This window comes from Cellulosimicrobium sp. 22598, from assembly GCF_052044445.1.
Classification (GTDB): Bacteria; Actinomycetota; Actinomycetes; order Actinomycetales; family Cellulomonadaceae; genus Cellulosimicrobium; species Cellulosimicrobium cellulans_G.
This window is the reverse complement of record NZ_JBQEMZ010000010.1, coordinates 40,313-55,947: the sequence shown is the minus strand read 5'-3', so window position 1 is coordinate 55,947 and position 15,635 is coordinate 40,313. Positions and strand designations below refer to the sequence as shown.

Here is a 15,635-nt window from a genome sequence, read left to right as displayed (position 1 = left end):
GGACCGTGCCTACGGTCGAGCGGTACCGACGAGAGGAGCACTCATGGGACTCGGAGACAAGGCCAAGCACGCCGCCGAGGAGGCGGGTGGCAAGCTCAAGGAGGGCGCGGGCAAGCTCACGGACAACGAGCGGCTCGAGGCCGAGGGCAAGAAGGACCAGGCGAAGGCTGACGTCAAGCAGGCGGGCGACGACGTCAAGGACGCGTTCGACCGCTAGTCCCTGCCCCTGATCTGCTCGCGAGGGCTCCGCTCCGGCGGGGCCCTCGCGGTGTCCCGCGTCCGCGGCACCGCCGTCGAGCCTGCCGGCCAGGGCGACGGCCTACGACGCGGCGAGCGGCAGCGAGGTCACCGGGTGCGCCGGGGCGAGCACGGGCACGACGCGCGGCGCGTTGATGCGCTCCAGGAGGCCGACCTCGACGGTCGGCCACTCGGGCGCGAGGATCGAGAACATCACGGAGTCGGCGCGCGTCCCGTCGGGCGCGGTGCGGTGGCCGCGCATGACGCCCTCCTCGTAGGCGCCGAGCCGCCGCATGGCCCCGAGCGAGCGCGTGTTGCGCGTGTCGACGCGGAAGCCGACACGGTGCACGTCCCACGTCTCGAACGCGTGCCGCAGCAACAGCCACTTGGTCACGGGGTTGACGAGGCTCCCCCACGTGGAGCGGGCGTAGAACGTCCGGCCGACCTCGACCCGGCGGTCGACGAGCGACAGGTCGCGGAACGCCGTGCTGCCGAGCACGTCGCCCGGGGCCCCGTCGGGGCCGGTGGCGCGCACGACGAAGCCCGTCAGGTCGGGCGCGGCGCGCGTCGCGGCCACCAGCTCGGCCATCCCCGCGACCCCGAAGGGCATGGGGATGCTCATGCCTGACCACATCGCCTCGTCGACGAGGCCGGCCAGTGTCTCAGCGTGCTCCAGGGCCAACGGCTCCAGGCGGAAGCCGTGCCCCGAGAGGACGACGTCGTGCAGCACAGCGCATATCAGAGCACACGCGGACGACGCCGCCAAGAGGCTCCGGCGACACGGTGGACAACGCTCGTCGACGCTCGGGTGAACAGCTGCCCGAGCGGCCGCGAGAGAGCGACGCCCGTCCGAGGTAGCGACGTCCGGTGCCTCGACGGGGCTGCACGTCGCTCCCTCAGCGGGAGGTCGCTATCTCGTGGTCATGCGGCGGGGCCGCACCCCGCGGCGTCGGCGAGGAAGCCCGCCGCGGCGGTCGCGAAGAGGCCCTCCAGGCCCGAGCCCGCCGGCACCGGGCGCGGGTCGTCGGCGACGGCCCAGCAGCCGTCGACGACCTCGTACCGCGTCGTCGGCCCCTGTTCCACGTACGACCGCACGGCCTCGACGAGGCGGACGACGTCGGCACCCGTCGTCCCGACGCCGACGGACGCCCGGATGGCGCCCGCGTCGTACCCGAGGCGCGCGAGCAGCGGGTGGGCGCAGAAGCGACCGTCGCGCACGCCGATGCCGTGCTCGGCGGAGAGGTACGCGGCGACGAGGCCCGGGTCGTGGCCCTCGACGGAGAACGTCACGACGCCGACCGGGTCGACGGCGTCCTCCCAGACCCGCACGACGCGCACGCCCGGGACCGCCTCCAGCCCGGCGACGAGCGCCGCGCGCAGGGTCGCCTCGTGGGCGTGGAGGTCGGCCGGGTCGAGCGCCGCGAGCGCGTCGCACGCGGCCGCGAGCGCCGCGGCGCCCACGACGTTCGGCGACCCTGCCTCGTGGCGCGCGGGCGCCGTCTGCCACTGCGTGCCGGTGAGGGCGACCTGCCGCACCGCCCCACCTCCGGCGAGGTACGGGGTCCCCGCGTCGAGCCAGTCGCGGCGACCCACGAGCGCGCCCGCGCCGAACGGCGCGTACGTCTTGTGGCCGGAGAACGCGACGTAGTCGACCCCGGAGCCCGCGAGGGAGAACCCGCGGTGCGGGACGAGCTGGGCGCCGTCGAGCACGACGCGCGCGCCGGCGTCGTGGGCGGCCCGCACGACGTCCGCGACGGGGAGCGACTCGCCCGTGACGTTCGACGCCCCGGTCACGGCGACCAGGGCGTACGGGAAGCGTGCGAGCTCGGTGCGCAGGCCGGACAGCGTCTCCGCGACGGACGCGCCGCCCGCGAGGACCGTCGCGCCGCCCGTGCGCTGCCACGGCAGGAGGTTCGCGTGGTGCTCGACGTCGAGGACGAGCACGCGCCCGGGCGTCCCGTCCGCGTTCGCCGGGACGCAGCCCGCGAGCAGGTTGAGCGAGTCGGTCGTGTTGCGCGTGACGACCGTGACGTCGTCCTCGCGCGCGCCGACGAACGCGCCGATCGTGCGGCGCGAGGCCTCGTAGAGCGCGGTCGAGACCTGCGACAGGTACCCGGCGCCCCGGTGCACGCTCGCGTAGAGCGGCAGCACCTCGGTCACGCGGTCCGCGACCGAGCGGAGCGCCGGCGCCGACGCCGCCACGTCGAGGTTCGCGTACGGGACGCTCCGGCCGTCGACGAGCGGGACGAGCGTGTCCGCGCCGACGACGGGCAGGAGGGCGGGCGCGCCGGCGACCGCTGCGAGGTCGGGCGCCTCCGAGACCTCGGTCGGACACGAGACGTGGGCGAGAGCAGTCATGACACAGTCCTCCGAGGGCAGTCCGGGGACGGTGATCCCCGCGCTTGCCGCGCGCCGGTCGGCGTACGGCCTGGTCGTCACCCGGGGCACCCCGCCGCGAGAGGAGGGTTGCCGGCCAGCAAACCGGGGTTTCACGCTGGCACTCATGACCTGCGTCCAGGATGTGCGCGCGGGACGGAGCGTGTCAACCGGTGGTCACGGTGTCTCGGATGGCGGGACGCAGTCCATGGGCAGGTCGAGGCGCCACCCGGACTCGTCGACCTCGAACGCGTCGAGCACCGCGCCGGTCCGCGCGTCGAGCACGACGACGGAGTCGGGCGGCCACTCGGCCGGGTCCCCCGGTGGCGTCTGCGGAGGACGCTGGAGCCGTACGCCGTTCGTGTGCGCCTCGACGACCTCACCGGTGCGCGTGCTGACCAGCACGACCTCCGGGTGCGCGTCGGCGGAGGCGTCGCACGCCTCGCCGTCGCCGTCCGAGGTCCACCAGCCCTCGTACCCGCCGACGGTGTGCTCGGCCAGGTCGATCGGCTCCCCCGTGTGCGCGTCGCCGTCGAGCGCCTCTCGGGAGGGGAAGGGCGAGACGAGGTCCTCGTCGGGTTCGACCTGGACGACCCGCGGCCGCTCGGTGGGCAGCCCGGGGACCGCGTCCCCGACGACGTGCACCACCGTCTGCGGGGCGTCCCCGCCTCCGGGCGCCGTCCACAGCAGGACGACGCCCGTCCCGACCACGCCCGCCACCACGGCCGCGCCCACCGCCCGTCGTCGCACGCTGGCCACCGTCTCCCCCCTTCGCTCCCGGGACCCCGCCCCGGCGCGCGATCACGCTAGCGCGACCGTCCGACGTCGGGCACCCCCTCCCGGAGGCCGCTCCCCGAGACGGGCGTTCCACGCGTCGGACGGGTGGCGTACGATCCCGAGCAACCATCCGGAGCGGCCGAGTGACGTGGCACGTCGACGCCGCAGCAACCCCCCGGTCCGTCGCGAGGCGGCCGGGCGCAGGGTGCTACTGCCACGATCGATGGAGGAGGACTCATGAGCGACCAGTCCCAGCAGAAGTCGGCCGTACCCGACGCGCGGCCCGCCGTCGGCTACGCCGGCGACCTCACCCCGCAGCAGGCGTGGGACCTGCTGACGAGCGACGAGCGCGCGGTGCTCGTCGACGTCCGCACCGAGGGCGAGTGGCGCACGATCGGCGTGCCCGACGCCACGGACCTCGCCCGCGACGTCGTGTTCGACGAGTGGGTGACCCCGGCCGGCCCCAACCCGCGCTTCCTGGACCAGCTCGTCGAGGCCGGGCTCACCCCCGGCGACGAGCGCCCCGTCGTGTTCCTGTGCCGCTCGGGCCAGCGGTCGATCGGCGCCGCGCGCGCGGCCACGGCCGCCGGTCTCGGGCCGTCGTACAACGTGCTCGAGGGCTTCGAGGGCGCCCAGGGGCTCTCGGGCCTGCGCGACGTCGAGGGCTGGAAGGTGCGCGGCCTGCCCACCACGACCTACGACGAGGCCGCCCGGTGAGCGCCGCGCAGCCCGGGAGCGTCCCCGGCGGCTCCGGCCGCAAGCCCCTGCCCGCGAGCGCGCGCCCCGCGACGCTCGCCGTGCGCGGCGGCCACCACCGCACGGAGTTCCAGGAGACCTCCGAGGCGCTGTTCCTCACGCAGGGGTACACGTACGACCGCGCCGCCGACGCCGAGGCGGCGTTCAAGGGCGAGCTCGACCGGTTCGTCTACTCGCGCTACGGCAACCCGACCGTGCACGCGTTCGAGGAGCGCCTGCGCCTGCTGGAGGGTGCCGAGGCCTGCTACGCGACGGCGTCCGGCATGTCCGCGGTGTTCACGTCGCTCGCCGCGCTCGTCGGTTCCGGGTCGCGGATCGTCGCGGCGCGCGCGCTGTTCGGGTCGAGCATCGTCATCTTCGACGAGATCTTCGCGAAGTGGGGCGTCCGGACGGACTACGTCGACGGGCACGTGCTCTCCCAGTGGGAGGAGGCGCTCTCGACGCCCGCGGACGTCGTGTTCTTCGAGACCCCGTCCAACCCCATGCAGGACATCGTCGACGCGCGGCGCGTGAGCGAGCTCGCGCACGCCGCGGGCGCGGTGGTGGTGCTCGACAACGTCTTCGCGACGCCGCTGCTGCAGAAGCCGCTCGAGCTCGGCGCGGACGTCGTCGTGTACTCGGCGACCAAGCACATCGACGGGCAGGGCCGCGTGCTCGGCGGCGCGATCCTCGGGACCGAGGAGTACGTCAACGGGCCCGTGCAGACGTTCCTCCGCAACACGGGGCCGTCGCTCTCGGCCTTCAACGCGTGGGTGCTGCTCAAGGGCCTCGAGACGCTCCCGGTGCGCGTCGCGGCGCAGAACGCGGCGGCCGCGCAGGTCGCCGAGGCGCTCGAGCAGCTCCCCGGGATCGGCCGCGTGCGCTACCCGTTCCTCGCGTCGCACCCGCAGCGCGAGCTCGCGCGGTCGCAGCAGAGCGGCGGCGGCACGGTCGTGACGTTCGACCTCGCCGTCCCCGAGGGCACCGACCCCGAGACGGCGAAGAAGCGCGCGTTCACGTTCCTCGACGCGCTCCAGGTCGTCGACATCTCCAACAACCTCGGCGACGCGAAGTCACTGATCACGCACCCCGCCACGACGACGCACCGCAAGCTCGGCCCCGAGGGCCGCGCCGCCGTCGGGATCGCGGAGACGACCGTGCGCCTGTCGGTGGGTCTGGAAGACCCGCTCGACGTCATCGAGGACGTGGAGCAGGCGCTCGACGCCTGACGACCCTCGCGCCGACCACATGGTCGGCGGGCAACAGGCGCATGGTCGGCGCGGTGCTCCGGAATGGTGTGGACCGGCCGTGCGGGCCTTCGTAGCGTCGGGGGATGCCCGACGCGATCTTCGACGACCCTCGCCTCGCCGCGCTCTACGACCCGCTCGACCCGGACCGCAGCGACCTCGACGCGTACGTCGCGATCGTCGACGAGCTCGGCGCGCGGCGCGTGCTCGACGTCGGGTGCGGCACCGGGACGTTCGCGTGCCTCCTGGCGGGGCGTGGGATCGAGGTGGTCGGCGTCGACCCGGCGGGCGCGTCGCTCGACGTCGCGCGCACCAAGCCGGGCGCCGACCGCGTGCGCTGGCTGCACGGCGACGCGACGACGCTCCCGCCGCTCCGGGTCGACCTCGCGACGATGACGGCGAACGTCGCGCAGGTGTTCCTCACCGACGACGCGTGGACCGCGACGCTGCGCGGCATCCGTTCCGCGCTGGTCCCGGACGGGTGGCTGGTCTTCGAGACGCGCGACCCCGCGCGCCGGGCCTGGGAGGGCTGGGTCCGCGAGGCGACGACCGTGCGCGTGGACGTGCCCGACGTCGGGCGGGTCGAGTCCTGGACCGACCTCACCGACGTGTCGCTCCCGTTCGTGTCCTTCCACGACACGACCGTGCTGCCCGACGGCACCGAGCTGCACTCCGACTCGACGCTGCGCTTCCGCGAGCGCGACGAGGTCGAGGCGTCGCTGGTGGCGTGCGGCTTCGAGGTCGTGGACGTCCGCGACGCGCCCGACCGCCCGGGCCGCGAGTGGGTGTTCGTCGCACGGCGCGCTGAGCCGGAGGTCGAGTGACGCACGTCCGAGCGAGCGACGCGCTCCGGCGTGCGCCTCTCGGTCGGGCGTGCGTCAGCCGGCACGTCCGCCCAGGACGGCACCGTCGTTCCCGACGATGTGGACGGCGGTTCGACGGTGTGGGACGCACCTCGTAGATTCCTCGTAGCGCCCGGCCGACCGGCGGGCGCGACGACCGGTCCGCCACCACCGACAGGGGTCCCCTTGCTGCACGTGCACCGCTCCGAGCGTGCCGAGGCGCTCGTGGCGCCGCTCGCCGCCGTGCTCGCCGAGGCGCCGGAGGACCCGTTCACGCCGGACGTCGTGGCCGTCCCGACGCGCGGGGTCGAGCGGTGGCTCGCGCAGCGGCTCTCGCACCACCTGGGCGCGGGCGAGACGTCGGGGATCTGCGCGAACGTGGACTTCCGCGGCCCGCGCCGGCTCGTGGAGCAGGTCGTCGCGGACCTCACCGACCTCGACCCCGACCACGACCCGTGGCGCCCCGAGCGGCTCGCCTGGTCGGTGCTCGAGGTGCTCGACGCGCACCTCGCCGAGCCCTGGGCGGCACCGCTCGCGCGGTACGTCGGCGACCCGGGCGACGAGGTGCGCCGGGGCCGGCGCCTGACGCTCGCGCGTCGGCTCGCGGACCTGCTCGTCGACTACGCGCGGCAGCGGCCCGAGGTGGTGCTCGCGTGGTCGGCCCCATCGCCGAAGACCGGCGACACCCCGGACGACCTCGCCTGGCAGCCCGAGCTCTGGCGCCGCCTGGTCGACCGCGTCCCGGCCACGGACCCCGCACGTCGTGTCGAGGACGCGGTCGCCGCGCTCCGCGCCGACCCCGCGGCCGTCGACCTCCCGCCGCGGCTGTCCGTGTTCGGCCCGACGCGGCTCCCGGAGGACGAGCTGCGCGTGCTGCACGTGCTCGCCGAGCACCGCGACGTCCACCTGTGGCTCGTGCACCCGTCGCCCGCGCTATGGGAGAAGGTCGCGGCTTACGACGGCGCCCCCGCCACGAGCGACGACCTCACCGAGGACACCGCCCCGGACCACGCAGGCACGCGGCGTCGCGCAGACCTGCCCACGCTCGCCCGACACCCGTTCCTCGCGTCGACCGGCCGTGACGCGGTCGAGCTGCAGCTCCGGCTCTCAGCCGGCGGGTCGGTCGAGACGCACCACGCAGCCGCGCCGACCCCCCCGACGCTGCTCGGCGCGCTGCAGTCCGCGCTGCGGGCGGACGAGCCCGACGGCGCGCACCTGCTCGACCCGGCGGACCGGTCCGTGCAGGTGCTCGCCTGCCACGGCCGCGCGCGCCAGGTCGAGGTCCTGCGCGAGACGCTGGTCGGCCTGTTCTCCGCCGACCCGACGCTCCAGGCGCGCGACGTGATCGTGCTGTGCCCCGACGTCGAGACGTTCGCGCCCCTCGTCACGGCGACGTTCGGCGCGGTCCCCGAGCTCGGCGAGGACGCGCACCCCGGTCAGCGCCTGCGGGTCAGCCTCGCCGACCGCGGCGCCGGGACGACCAACCCCGTGCTCGCGCTGCTCGCCACCCTGCTGCGCCTCGCAGACGGCCGCGTCACGGCGTCGGAGGTGCTCGACCTCGCGGCGAGCGCGCCGGTCCGGCGCCGGTTCCGGTTCTCCGACGACGACGTGGACCGCCTGCGCCAGTGGGCCGTCGAGGCGGGCGTGCACTGGGGCGAGGACGGCGCGCGCCGGGCCCGGTTCGGGATCGACGGGCACGTGCGGCAGGGCACGTGGGACGCGGCGCTCGACCGGCTCCTGCTCGGCGCGGCGATGGCGGACGAGGACGCGCGGTTCGTCGGGCCGGCGCTGCCGCTGGACGACGTCGGCTCGACCGACGTGGACCTCGCGGGCCGCCTCGCAGAGCTCGTCGCACGGCTGACGGAGACGCTGCGCGCGCTCGACGGGGTGCACCCGCTGGCGCACTGGCTCGACGCGCTCGACCGCGCGCTCACGCTGCTCGCCGAGGCGCCGCCCACGGAGGGGTGGCAGATCGGCTCCGCGCGCCGCGTGCTGGGCGACGTGCGCGCGGCGGGCGCCGCGCACGGCGGGGTCGCGCTGCGGCTCGCGGACGTGCGCGCGCTGCTCGACGACCGTCTCGCGGGGCGCCCGACCCGTGCCGGGTTCCGCACGGGCGCGCTGACCGTGTGCTCGCTCGAGCCGATGCGCTCGGTGCCGCACCGGGTCGTGTGCCTCCTGGGCCTCGACGACGGCGTCTTCCCCCGCACCGCCGCTCCCGCGGGCGACGACCTGCTCGCGCGGCACCCGGAGATCGGCGAGCGCGACGCGCGCAGCGAGGACCGGCAGATCTTCCTCGACGCCGTCGCGGCGGCGGGCGACCACCTCGTCGTCGTGCACACGGGCGCCGACGAGCGCACCGGCGCCGCCCGCCCGCCGGCGGTCCCCGTCGCGGAGCTGCTCGACGCGCTCGACCGCGTGGCGCGGACTCCCGACGGGCGCCCGGCGCGCGAGCACGTCGTCGTGCAGCACCCGCTGCAGACCGTGGACGAGCGCAACTTCATCCCGGGCGCTCTGGGCGTGCCGGGTCCGTTCAGCCACGACGGCGCGGCGTTCGACGGCGCCCGCCAGGCGCGCGAGACGCGTCAGCCGGTCGGGGCGCTGGTAGGCGCGCCGCTCTCGCTCCCGGCCGTGGCCGAGAGCGGCCCGCAGGCCGGCGAGGTCCCGGACGCCGGGGCGGACGCCCGCGCCGACGTCGAGCTCGACGACCTGGTCCGCCTGCTGGAGAACGCGCCGCGCTGGTTCGCGCAGCACACGCTCGACGTCGGGCTCGTGCTGGAGGAGGACGACGTCGAGGACCGCCTCCCGCTCGCGCTCACCGGCCTCGCGGGATGGGGCGTGGGCGACCGCGTGCTCCGCGCCGCGCTCGCCGGCGTCGACCCGAACCGGGCGATGCAGGCCGAGTGGCGCCGGGGCCAGGTCCCGCCGCGCGAGCTGGGCCGCTCGGCGTTGCAGGAGGTGGTCCGCGCCGTCGGCCCGCTGCGCGTCGCCGCCGTGGAGGCCGCGCGCGAGGCCGACCTCGCCGCGGGCCGCCCGGTGAGCCAGGACGTGCTGAGCTCCGCGGAGACGGTCGACGTCCGCGCCGTGCTGCCCGACGGCCGCACCCTCGTCGGGAGCGTGCCGGGCGTGCACGGGGCGCGGGTCGTGCGCACCGAGTACTCGCGGCTCGGTCCCAAGCACCGGCTGCGCGCCTGGGTCCAGGCGCTCGCGCTCACGGCGAGCGACCCGGGCCGCCCGTGGGACGCCGTCGCGATCGGTCGCTCGTCCCGGGGCCCGGGCGTCGCGTGGTCCACCCTCACCCCGCCGGACCGCGAGACGGCGTCCCGGGTCCTCGCGGACCTCGTGGCGCTGCGCGACGAGGCGGCGCGCGAGCCGTTGCCGCTGCTGCCCGACGTGTCGCTGCGCTACACGGAGGAGCGGCGCACGAGCGACGCGCGCGACGCCCTGATGCGCGCGGGCTGGGCGTGGAACAAGGGCTTCGAGTGCAAGGACCCGTACGTCGTCCTCGCGTGGGGCCAGGACCCGGCCCTCCCCGACGTCGCGGGGCTCGCCACCACGGCCGACCTGGGCCGCTTCCCCGACGACCCGACCCGCCTCGGTGCGCTCGCGCGCCGCGTGTGGGAGCCCCTGCTGGAGAACGAGCTGCGAGGTGCCCGGTGAACGGCGCGACGTCCCGGACCGCGACCGACGGCGCCCCCGCGCACGGGGGCACGGCGGGGACGAGCAGCGCACCCCGGCGCTTCGACCCGTTCGGCGCGCTGCCGAGCGGGACGGTCGTGCTCGAGGCGAGCGCCGGCACGGGCAAGACCCACACGATCGCGACCCTCACGACGCGCTACGTCGCCGAGGGCGTGGCCGCCCTGCCGGAGATCATGCTCGTGACCTTCGGCCGCGCCGCGACCTCGGAGCTGCGCGACCGCGTCCGCGAGCGCCTCGTCGCGACCGAGCGCGCGCTGCGCGGGCCCGCGCCGGCGTCCAGCCGGGACGACCTCGTCGCGTTCCTCGCCGCGGTCGACGACGACGAGCTCGACCGCCGCCGCGAGCGCTTGCGCGTCGCGCTGTCCCAGCTCGACGCCGCGACCATCACCACGACGCACGGCTTCTGCCAGCAGATGCTCACCGCGCTGGGGACGGCGGCCGACGTCGACCTCGCGACGAGCTTCCTGCCGGACGTCGCGGACCTCGTCGAGGAGGTCACCGACGACCTGTACGTGCGGCGGTTCGCCGACGAGCCGGAGCCGATCCTCTCGCCGCGCGACGTGCGCGACGTCGCCCGGGCGGCGGTGAGCGACCACGGGGCGGTGGTCGCGCCGGCGGACGCGGCCGAGGGGTCGGTGGCGGCGGCGCGGTACGAGGTCGCGGTCGCGGCCCGTCGCGAGGTGGAGGCGCGCAAGCGCGCGATGCACCTGCTCGACTACGACGACCTGCTCGTGCTGCTGCGCCGCGCGCTGACCGACCCCGAGCACGGCGCGACCGCGGCGCGACGGGTCCGGTCGCGGTTCCGCGTCGTCATGGTGGACGAGTTCCAGGACACCGACCCCGAGCAGTGGGAGATCCTGCGGACGGCGTTCCACGGGCACCCCGAGGAGTGCCGCACGCTGGTGCTCATCGGCGACCCCAAGCAGGCGATCTACGCGTTCCGCGGCGCGGACGTCGTGACGTACCTGCGCGCGGTCGAGGACGCGACGGACACCGCGACGCTCAGCACGAGCTGGCGCAGCGACGGACCGCTCCTCGCGGGCCTGCACGCGCTGCTGGGCGAGACGGCGCTCGGCGACCCGCGCATCGTCGTGCGCCCGGTCGACGCGGCGCACCCCGAGCCGCGCTTCTCCGGCGGCGCGCCGGTGCGGCTGCGGCAGGTCACGCGGCGTGCCTACCGCCTCGGCGGGTCGTCGGCGCCGTCGGCCCCGGACGCCCGCAGCCTGCTGGCCCGGGACGTCGCGGCGGACGTCGCGGGGCGGCTGGGGACCGCCGACGGCGGCGGCGACCGCGTGCGCGACGACGCCCTCGGCGCGACGGGCGACGACGGCGTGGGCACCGGCACGGGGCGGTGGCGGCCGCTGGAGCCGCGCGACGTCGCGGTGCTCACCCGGACGAACGCGCAGGCCGAGGCGGTGCGCTCCGCGCTCGTCGCGCTCGGCGTGCCCGCGGTCGTGTCGGGGCCGTCGAGCGTGTTCGGCTCGGCGGCGGCCCAGGACTGGCTCACCCTGCTCGCCGCGCTGGAGCAGCCCGGTCTGCACCGCCGCGCGACGGCGCTCGCCCTCACCCCCTTCGTCGGCTGGGACGCGCAGCGGCTCGCGACCGCCGGCGACGCCGACCACGACGAGCTCGGGGACACCGTCCGGACCTGGGCGCGTCTGCTCGCGGACCGCGGCGTGGCCGCGGTCGCGGAGGTCGCGGCCCGGGGAGGTACGACCGCGCGGGTCATGGCCCGGGTCGACGGCGAGCGCTACCTCACCGACCTGCGCCACGTCACGCAGGCGCTCCACGAGGCCGCCGTCACCGACGGGCTGGGCACGGCCGCCCTCACGGCGTGGCTGCGCGCCCGGATCGCCGAGGTCGGCACCGTCTTCACCGACGAGCGCACCCGGCGCCTCGAGACCGACGCCGCCGCCGTGCAGGTCGTCACCGTCCACGCCGCGAAGGGCCTGGAGTTCGGCGTCGTGTACGTCCCGTTCGGCTGGGAGCGGTTCGAGTCGGACGACCAGGAGCTGTTCGCGTTCCACGACGACCACGGGCAGCGCGTCCTGCACCTGGGCGGTGTCGGCTCCCCCGGGTTCGTGGACGCCAAGGCGCGCTGGCGCGACGAGGAGCTGGGCGAGGACCTGCGGCTGCTGTACGTCGCCCTCACGCGCGCCCGGCACCAGGTCGTCGTGCACTGGACGCCGACCAAGCGCAGCACCGGGTCCGGCCCGCTCACGCGCCTGCTGCTCGCGGACCGGATGCTCGGCGGCGAGCCGGGCCGCCACGCCCGCCCCGACGCGATGCGCGACGACGCCGTCCGGTCCGCGTTCGAGGCGGTCGCCGCGCGCTCGGGCGGGACGGTCGTCGTCGAGCAGGTCGATGCCCGGCCGAAGGGCGAGCGCTGGTCGCCCGGAGCCCGCGCCGGGTCCGACCTCGCCCTCGCCGCCGCGACGCACCTGCCCGACCGCGAGTGGCGGCGCGCGTCGTACTCGGCGCTCACCGCGGCGGCGCACCACGGTCCGGTCGGCGGGATCGAGAGCGAGCCCGAGGACCCGGGTGTCCAGGACGAGCCGGAGGAGACGCCGGACGACGACGGGACGGGCGCTGTGCCGGCCGAGGTGCCGGGCGGAGCGCCCACGACCCGTCCGGGCGCCGACGTCCCCTCGCCCTACGAGGGGCAGCCGGGGGGCACGGCGTTCGGCACGCTGGTGCACGAGATCCTCGAGTACGTCGACACCGCGGCGGACGACCTCGATGCCGAGGTCCGCGCCCGGTGCGCGCAGGCGGCGACGGTCCGCGTGCCCGGGGTGGAGCCCGTGTCGCTCGCGGCGGCGCTGGGCCTGTCGCTGCGCACCCCGCTCGGACCGATCGCGGGCGGGCTCACGCTCGCCGACGTCGACCCGCGCGACCGCCTGCCCGAGCTCGAGTTCGAGCTCCCGCTCGCGGGCGGGGACGAGACCGAGGGCGTCACGCCCTCGACGCTGCGCGACCTCGCCGACGTCCTGCGCGCCCACCTGCCCGCCGACGACGCGTTCGCCCGCTACCCCGACCTGCTCGCCGCGCTGGCCGACGAGGCGGCGGACGGCTCCGGGGCGACCGGAGCGGCGGGCGGCGGCGTCCCGCTGCGGGGGTACCTCACAGGTTCGATCGACGCGGTGCTGCGGGTTCCCGTCGCGAGGCCGGACGGTCGTCCCGACCCCGCGGGCCGCCGGCGCTACCTCGTCGTCGACTACAAGACGAACCGGGTCGGTCCGCCCGGGGTGCCGCTCGCCGTCGGCGACTACCACCCGGACGCGACGCGCGACGCGATGCTCGCCTCGCACTACCCCCTCCAGCTCGTGCTCTACCTCGTCGCGCTGCACCGCTACCTGCGCTGGCGCGTGCGCGACTACGACCCCGACCGCGACCTCGCGGGCGGCGCGTACCTGTTCGTGCGCGGCATGGCCGGCCCCGACACCCCGACCGGTCCCGACGGCGCGCCGTACGGCGTCGTCGCCTGGACGCCCCCGCCGGGGCTCGTCGTCGCCCTGTCCGCCCTGCTCGACGGAGGTCGCGCATGACCACGGCCCCTCTCGGCGCGACGGTGCCCGCCGCGCCCCCGGCCCCTCCGGTGGACGAGGGCGACCCGCGCCTCGCCGTCGGGGTGCGCGCGTGGCTCGCCGCGTTCAACGCCGCGCGCGTGGTCTCCGCGGCCGACCTGCGCGTCGCGCTGCGGCTCGGCCACCTCACGGGCGAGCAGGACGACCAGGTGCTGCTCGCGGTCGCGCTCGCCGTGCGCGCGGTGCGCAGCGGGTCGGTGTGCGTGCGCCTCGACGACCTGGGGTCGCTGGAGCTGCCCGAGGACGAGGAGGCGGCGCGCACCGACGCCACGGACCTGCCCTGGCCGGACCGGACCGCGTGGGCGTCAGCGGTCGCGCGCAGCCCCCTCGTCGCGGCGGGCGTCGACGGGCCGGCGGACCGTCCCGCGCGCTGGGTGGGCGGCGCCCTGTACCTCGACCGGTACTGGCGCGACGAGCTCGCGGTGCGGCACGACGTCGACGGTCGGCTCGCCGCGGACGACCTGCCCGTGGACGGCGACCGCCTCGACGCCGCCCTCGCCCGCCTCTTTCCCGCGGCGGACGACACCCGGCAGCGCCTCGCCGCCGCGCACGCCGCGACGCGCCGGCTCACGGTGCTCACGGGCGGTCCGGGGACGGGCAAGACGACGACGGTCGCGCGCCTGCTCGCCGTCCTGCACGACGCCGCGCTCCCGACCTCGTCGTCCGCCGGCACCACGTCCGGCGCCGCGCTGCGCGTGGCGCTCGCCGCGCCCACGGGCAAGGCGGCCGCGCGCCTGCAGGAGGCGGTGCGCGAGGTCGTCGCCGGGTTCCCGGACGCCGCCGACCGCGAGCGCGTCGGCGCCCCCGTCGCGACGACGCTGCACCGCCTGCTCGGCTTCCGGCCGGGCAGCAGCACCCGGTTCCGGCACGACGCGCACCACCATCTGCCGCACGACGTGGTGGTCGTCGACGAGACCTCGATGGTCGCCCTGCCGCTCATGGCGCGGCTGCTCGAGGCGCTGCGGCCCGACGCGCGGCTCGTGCTCGTCGGCGACCCCGACCAGCTCGCGTCCGTCGAGGCCGGGGCCGTGCTCGGGGACCTCGTGCACCGGGCGCCGGTCGCCCCGCCCGCGACGGCGGGCGTCGTGGTCGCGACGGCCGACGTCGCGCTCGCCGGCTCCCCGCCGCCCGCCGTCGGCGAGGTGGACGACCGCGCGGTCCTGGGCAACGGCGTCGTGCGGCTGCGCACCGTCCACCGCCAGGACCGCGACTCCGAGATCCTGCCGCTCGCGGCGGCGATCCGGGCCGGGGACGCGGAGGCGACGCTCGCGCTCCTGCGCGCGGGCCACGGGACCGTCCAGTTCCTCGAGACCCCCGACGACGTGCCCGACGAGGCCGTGCTGGCCACCGTCCGCGCGGACGCCGTGGCCGCGGGCACGCTGCTCGTCGAGGCGGCTCGGGCGGGTGACGCGCGGGCCGCGCTCGACGCCCTCGCCCGGCACCGCGTCATGGTCGCGCACCGGCGCGGCCCCGCCGGTCGGGGCCGGTGGGCGGCGCAGGTCGAGGCCTGGGTCGAGGAGGCCACGGGCCACCACGCGACCGACTCCCCGTGGGTCGCGGGCCGACCGCTGCTGGTCACGACGAACGACGCCGAGGTGGGTCTCTACAACGGCGACACCGGCGTGCTCGTCGCCGAGCCCGGGGGCGTCGGCGTCGTCGCCGTGTTCGGCGACCCGCGTGCGCCGCTGCGCGTGCGGACGCACCGCCTCCCGCCGGTGGAGACCGTGCACGCCATGACGGTCCACCGCGCGCAGGGCAGCCAGTTCGAGCGCGTGACGCTCGTGCTGCCGCCCGCGACGTCGCCGCTGCTCACGCGCGAGCTGCTCTACACGGCGGTGACGCGCGCGCAGTCGTTCGTGCGTGTCGTCGGCTCCGAGGACGCGGTCCGCACGGCGGTCACGAGCCCGGTCCACCGGGCGAGCGGGCTGCGGACGCCGCTTCCGGGCGGTCAGTCCTCCGCGCGCTCCGCCTGATCCCGCTCGCGCAGCTCCTTCAGCCGGCCCCACGGCACGAGCACGATCCAGGCGACGGACGCGATCGCGGCGCCCATGATCATCGAGGGGACGTCCATGGCGACCATCCTGGCAGACGTGCCGCGGCACTCACGGGGAATGAGGCTCGGGGGTCGCCGGTTGGCACGA

11 protein-coding genes and 1 riboswitch are annotated in these 15,635 nt (G+C 76.6%); of the genes, 7 read left to right on the top strand and 4 right to left on the bottom strand.

Translation table 11 applies throughout. From position 1 onward, the window contains the following. The first annotated feature begins 43 nt into the window (after nucleotides 1-43). The gene (locus tag ACTJIY_RS12330) at nucleotides 44-217 is read left to right on the top strand and encodes a CsbD family protein (protein ID WP_047233613.1); all 174 of its coding nucleotides are present in this window, start codon (nucleotides 44-46) and stop codon (nucleotides 215-217) included. Nucleotides 218-319: 102 nt separating this feature from the next. Here the strand turns inward: ACTJIY_RS12330 and ACTJIY_RS12325 are convergent, their stop codons facing one another. The 3 genes from ACTJIY_RS12325 to ACTJIY_RS12315 form a co-directional block, all read right to left on the bottom strand. Then, nucleotides 320-967: a GNAT family N-acetyltransferase gene (locus ACTJIY_RS12325; protein ID WP_440674064.1), complete on the bottom strand. Its 648-nt coding sequence runs from the start codon at nucleotides 965-967 to the stop codon at nucleotides 320-322. Nucleotides 968-1,158: 191 nt separating this feature from the next. Then, nucleotides 1,159-2,595, bottom strand: a complete 1,437-nt coding sequence (locus ACTJIY_RS12320) for an aminotransferase class V-fold PLP-dependent enzyme (RefSeq protein ID WP_440674063.1) — start codon at nucleotides 2,593-2,595, stop codon at nucleotides 1,159-1,161. 35 nt (nucleotides 2,596-2,630) lie between these two features. Then, nucleotides 2,631-2,746, bottom strand: a riboswitch (SAM riboswitch). A gap of 44 nt (nucleotides 2,747-2,790) precedes the next feature. After that, complete coding sequence (locus ACTJIY_RS12315) at nucleotides 2,791-3,363, bottom strand: hypothetical protein (protein ID WP_440674062.1); 573 nt, start codon at nucleotides 3,361-3,363, stop codon at nucleotides 2,791-2,793. A 264-nt stretch (nucleotides 3,364-3,627) separates the two neighbouring features. Between ACTJIY_RS12315 and ACTJIY_RS12310 the strand changes: the two genes are divergently transcribed. From ACTJIY_RS12310 to recD, 6 genes are all read left to right on the top strand, one after another. Next, nucleotides 3,628-4,107: a rhodanese-like domain-containing protein gene (locus ACTJIY_RS12310; protein WP_440674061.1), complete on the top strand. Its 480-nt coding sequence runs from the start codon at nucleotides 3,628-3,630 to the stop codon at nucleotides 4,105-4,107. After that, nucleotides 4,104-5,354: an O-succinylhomoserine sulfhydrylase gene (locus tag ACTJIY_RS12305; RefSeq protein ID WP_440674060.1), complete on the top strand. Its 1,251-nt coding sequence runs from the start codon at nucleotides 4,104-4,106 to the stop codon at nucleotides 5,352-5,354. The genes ACTJIY_RS12310 and ACTJIY_RS12305 overlap by 4 nt, the downstream gene beginning before the upstream one ends. 104 nt (nucleotides 5,355-5,458) lie before the next feature. Further along, on the top strand, nucleotides 5,459-6,196 hold the full coding sequence (locus ACTJIY_RS12300; protein WP_440674059.1) for a class I SAM-dependent methyltransferase: 738 nt from the start codon (nucleotides 5,459-5,461) through the stop codon (nucleotides 6,194-6,196). A gap of 213 nt (nucleotides 6,197-6,409) precedes the next feature. After that, nucleotides 6,410-9,871 (top strand): exodeoxyribonuclease V subunit gamma, encoded by a 3,462-nt coding sequence (gene recC, locus ACTJIY_RS12295; RefSeq protein ID WP_440674147.1) that lies wholly within the window; start codon nucleotides 6,410-6,412, stop codon nucleotides 9,869-9,871. After that, on the top strand, nucleotides 9,868-13,455 hold the full coding sequence (locus tag ACTJIY_RS12290; RefSeq protein ID WP_440674058.1) for a UvrD-helicase domain-containing protein: 3,588 nt from the start codon (nucleotides 9,868-9,870) through the stop codon (nucleotides 13,453-13,455). The genes recC and ACTJIY_RS12290 overlap by 4 nt, the downstream gene beginning before the upstream one ends. Then, nucleotides 13,452-15,467 carry an exodeoxyribonuclease V subunit alpha gene (recD, locus tag ACTJIY_RS12285; RefSeq protein ID WP_353707458.1) on the top strand — a complete coding sequence of 672 codons (2,016 nt, stop codon included), beginning with the start codon at nucleotides 13,452-13,454 and terminating at the stop codon, nucleotides 15,465-15,467. The genes ACTJIY_RS12290 and recD overlap by 4 nt, the downstream gene beginning before the upstream one ends. On the opposite strand, the gene ACTJIY_RS12280 is transcribed toward recD, so the two are convergent. Then, a complete protein-coding gene (locus ACTJIY_RS12280; RefSeq protein WP_353707457.1) occupies nucleotides 15,443-15,565 on the bottom strand; it encodes a hypothetical protein in 123 nt (40 codons plus the stop codon). The genes recD and ACTJIY_RS12280 overlap by 25 nt on opposite strands. Between the last annotated feature and the right edge of the window lie 70 nt (nucleotides 15,566-15,635).

Excerpts from the sequence above, each read along its gene's own strand:
- ACTJIY_RS12300 (WP_440674059.1), top strand. The coding sequence starts at position 5,459 with ATGCCCGACGCGATCTTCGACGACCCTCGCCTCGCCGCGCTCTACGAC.
- ACTJIY_RS12320 (WP_440674063.1), bottom strand. The coding sequence starts at position 2,595 with ATGACTGCTCTCGCCCACGTCTCGTGTCCGACCGAGGTCTCGGAGGCG.
- ACTJIY_RS12330 (WP_047233613.1), top strand. The coding sequence starts at position 44 with ATGGGACTCGGAGACAAGGCCAAGCACGCCGCCGAGGAGGCGGGTGGC.
- ACTJIY_RS12280 (WP_353707457.1), bottom strand. The coding sequence starts at position 15,565 with ATGGACGTCCCCTCGATGATCATGGGCGCCGCGATCGCGTCCGTCGCC.
- ACTJIY_RS12310 (WP_440674061.1), top strand. The coding sequence starts at position 3,628 with ATGAGCGACCAGTCCCAGCAGAAGTCGGCCGTACCCGACGCGCGGCCC.
- recD (WP_353707458.1), top strand. The coding sequence starts at position 13,452 with ATGACCACGGCCCCTCTCGGCGCGACGGTGCCCGCCGCGCCCCCGGCC.